Consider the following 2,513-nt stretch of genomic DNA (forward strand, 5'->3'; position numbering starts at 1 on the left):
GTACACCGTCTGGCCGGCGGTCCGGATGTCGTCATTCAGGAACAGCGCGCCGCTGGCGAACATCAGGCTGCTGACCGAATTGACGATGACGCCCTTGGAGGTCAGGTTCACGCCGGTGAAGGTGCCGACCGTGCCACGATAGGCGCTGCGCGTCGAAATGGTCGTTACCACTTTCGTCGGCGGGGCCTGCCGGCCACAGAGGTCGCCCCTTACCGGCCGCCCCGCCGGTTCAAAACCCCCAGCCGGACCGGCCGCTCCTGCCGTGACACCGGCAGTTGCGACAGACTGAGGGCGATGCGCCGGCGCAGGAAGGGATTGCCGATGATCCAGGGCAGCAAGTGGCGGCGCAGCAGCCGGCCCCACCAGCCATCGGCCAGCAGGGCGGCGCGGGAGATCAGGTCGGTGCCGCGCAGCACCTGGCGTGCCACCGGCAACCGGTCCTGGGCATAGCGGTCCAGCACCCCGCCGTCCTTGCCCCGGCGCAAAGCCTCCGTCAGGCGCGCGGCAAGGTTGAGGGCGTCCTGGATGCCGGTGTTCATGCCCTGGCCGCCGGCCGGGCTGTGGATGTGGGCGGCGTCGCCCGCCAGGAAGACCCGGCCGTGGCGCAGCCGAGCGACCATGCGGTGGTGGATGCTGAAACGGGTCAGCCACAGCGATTCCCCCAGGGTCAGCGGCTGGCCGGACACCGCGCGGGCCAGGACGGCGAAGGCGGCCGCGTCGATCTCGGTGTCCTTCGAGGGCTCTTCGCCCTTGGGGATCACCACCAGGCGGCAGAGGTTGGGACGTTGCGGATCGCGCAGGGGGAAGGCGGCCATGGCCCCCACCTCCGTCGCGAAGAAGCGCACGGAGTCGTGGCCCAGGGCCCAGTCCAGCACCACGTCGGCCAACAGGAACGTGCCGGGGTAGGCGCCGCCGGCGAAGGCCGCCCCCACCTGATGACGCACCGTGCTGTGGGCACCGTCGCAACCGACCACATAGGCGGCACGCACCAGTTCGACGCCGCCATCAGGCCGGCGCACTTCGCACTGTACGCCATCACGGTCCTGCGTCAGGCCGGCCAGCTCATGCTCCCAGCAGACCCGAATCCCGAACGCCGCCGCCTGTTCGGCCAGCAGACGCTCCGTCTCCCCCTGCGGCAGCACCAGGACGAAGTTGTAGGGGCTGGGCAGGCCGCCCAGATCCACGGCGATGGGCGGGCGATCACCCAGGTGGAAGCAGACGGTGCGCATGGGCTGGCCCGTGGCCACCATGCGGGCCGGCAGGCTGACGCCGAACACGTCCGACAGCGCCTCCAGCGTGCCGGCATGCACGCCCAGCGCCTTGGATTTCAGCGACCGGCCCACCGCCTTGTCGACGATGCGCACGGAAACGCCGGTGCGGCCCAGCATGGCGGCCAGCGCCAGGCCCGTGGGTCCGGCGCCCACCACCAGGACATCGACATCCCGATCAGTGCTCAAGTCCGCGTCCTCCCCCAAGCCCGTTTGCCCCAAGCCCGTTTGCCCCAAGCCCGTTTGCCCCAGGCCCGCTTTCAGGAACTGGGCCGCTTACTTCTTGTTAGTTCTCTGCCGATATGCTCCCTGTCGGCGCGCGCGGCAATGCGCACCTTGGCGATAGGGCGCCTTTATTACGCCTGGCGCCTTGGGATTAAGGTGGACGGCCAACGGCGCGTAAGGGTAAGCATGAGCCGGTTCGTTCTGCTGGCGAACCGGCGTCAAGGGGTTTGAGAGGCGTTCAATGGAACAGGCGATCGTCACCGTCCAGAACCTCGCGGGCCTGGCGCAAAGCGCCGAGGCGGGCCTGCCGCTAGGCAAGGACGCCTTGCTGTTCCATGAGGACGGCACGGTCCACCTGAACCGCGAGCGCCCGCCCTCCCGCCACCATTTCTACCTGGACGGCCTGCTGTTCCACGTCTCCATCACGCCGCAGGACGACAGCACCCTGTTCCAGATCTGGGCCGAAGTGGGCTTCATGCCCTACACCATCGAGGCGCCGGAGAAGCGGGCCAAACTGCAATCCATCCTGCGCGCCACCGCCAACCTGCGCACCGCCCGTTTCATCGTTGATGAGCAGCAGAAGGTGCTGGTGCTGAGCCAGCAGGAAGTGCCCGGTCACGTCAGCGTGACCAACCTGATGTATGAGACGGTGCAGTTCATCCAGGAGGCGCGGCCCTACCTGCGTGTCTTCGGCAGCTATTTGTAAGCTCCCGAAGACAGGTCAGAAATAAAGGAAATCCGGAAACGATGGTCCTGCCGGTCCGGATTTCTCGCACAGCACGAACATATCGTCGCCACGCAGATCCCGTGAATAGCCCCGTTCATCCAATAGACGGTCGATTTCCGGCCTATCGCCGGACCAGAACACCTCCGTCCATAACCGATTGACCGTGAAGCCGCCATGCTCCACGAGTTGGCGCAACAGCTTGGGACTGTATTCCAGGTTGTGGCGATCGTTGGACAGGTCCTTGCGGTAAAAATAAAACCACGTCGGCACGTCGTGCGTCAGAATGCGAAGAT

General features: G+C 66.7%; 3 protein-coding genes. 1 reads left to right on the plus strand and 2 read right to left on the minus strand.

What is annotated here, in order from left to right:
* Nucleotides 1–209: 209 nt before the first annotated feature.
* Complete coding sequence (locus I55_RS13875; RefSeq protein ID WP_159107193.1) at nucleotides 210–1,457, minus strand: FAD-dependent monooxygenase; 1,248 nt, start codon at nucleotides 1,455–1,457, stop codon at nucleotides 210–212.
* A gap of 277 nt (nucleotides 1,458–1,734) precedes the next feature.
* Here I55_RS13875 and I55_RS13880 point away from each other — a divergent pair, with 277 nt between their 5' ends.
* Nucleotides 1,735–2,199 (plus strand): hypothetical protein, encoded by a 465-nt coding sequence (locus I55_RS13880; protein ID WP_044561179.1) that lies wholly within the window; start codon nucleotides 1,735–1,737, stop codon nucleotides 2,197–2,199.
* Nucleotides 2,200–2,214: 15 nt separating this feature from the next.
* On the opposite strand, the gene I55_RS37060 is transcribed toward I55_RS13880, so the two are convergent.
* The coding region (locus I55_RS37060; RefSeq protein ID WP_044561180.1) for a hypothetical protein at nucleotides 2,215–2,513 on the minus strand (299 nt) is incomplete at its 5' end.

Origin of the sequence: Azospirillum sp. B4 (assembly GCF_000333275.1) — a bacterium.
GTDB lineage: Bacteria > Pseudomonadota > Alphaproteobacteria > Azospirillales > Azospirillaceae > Nitrospirillum.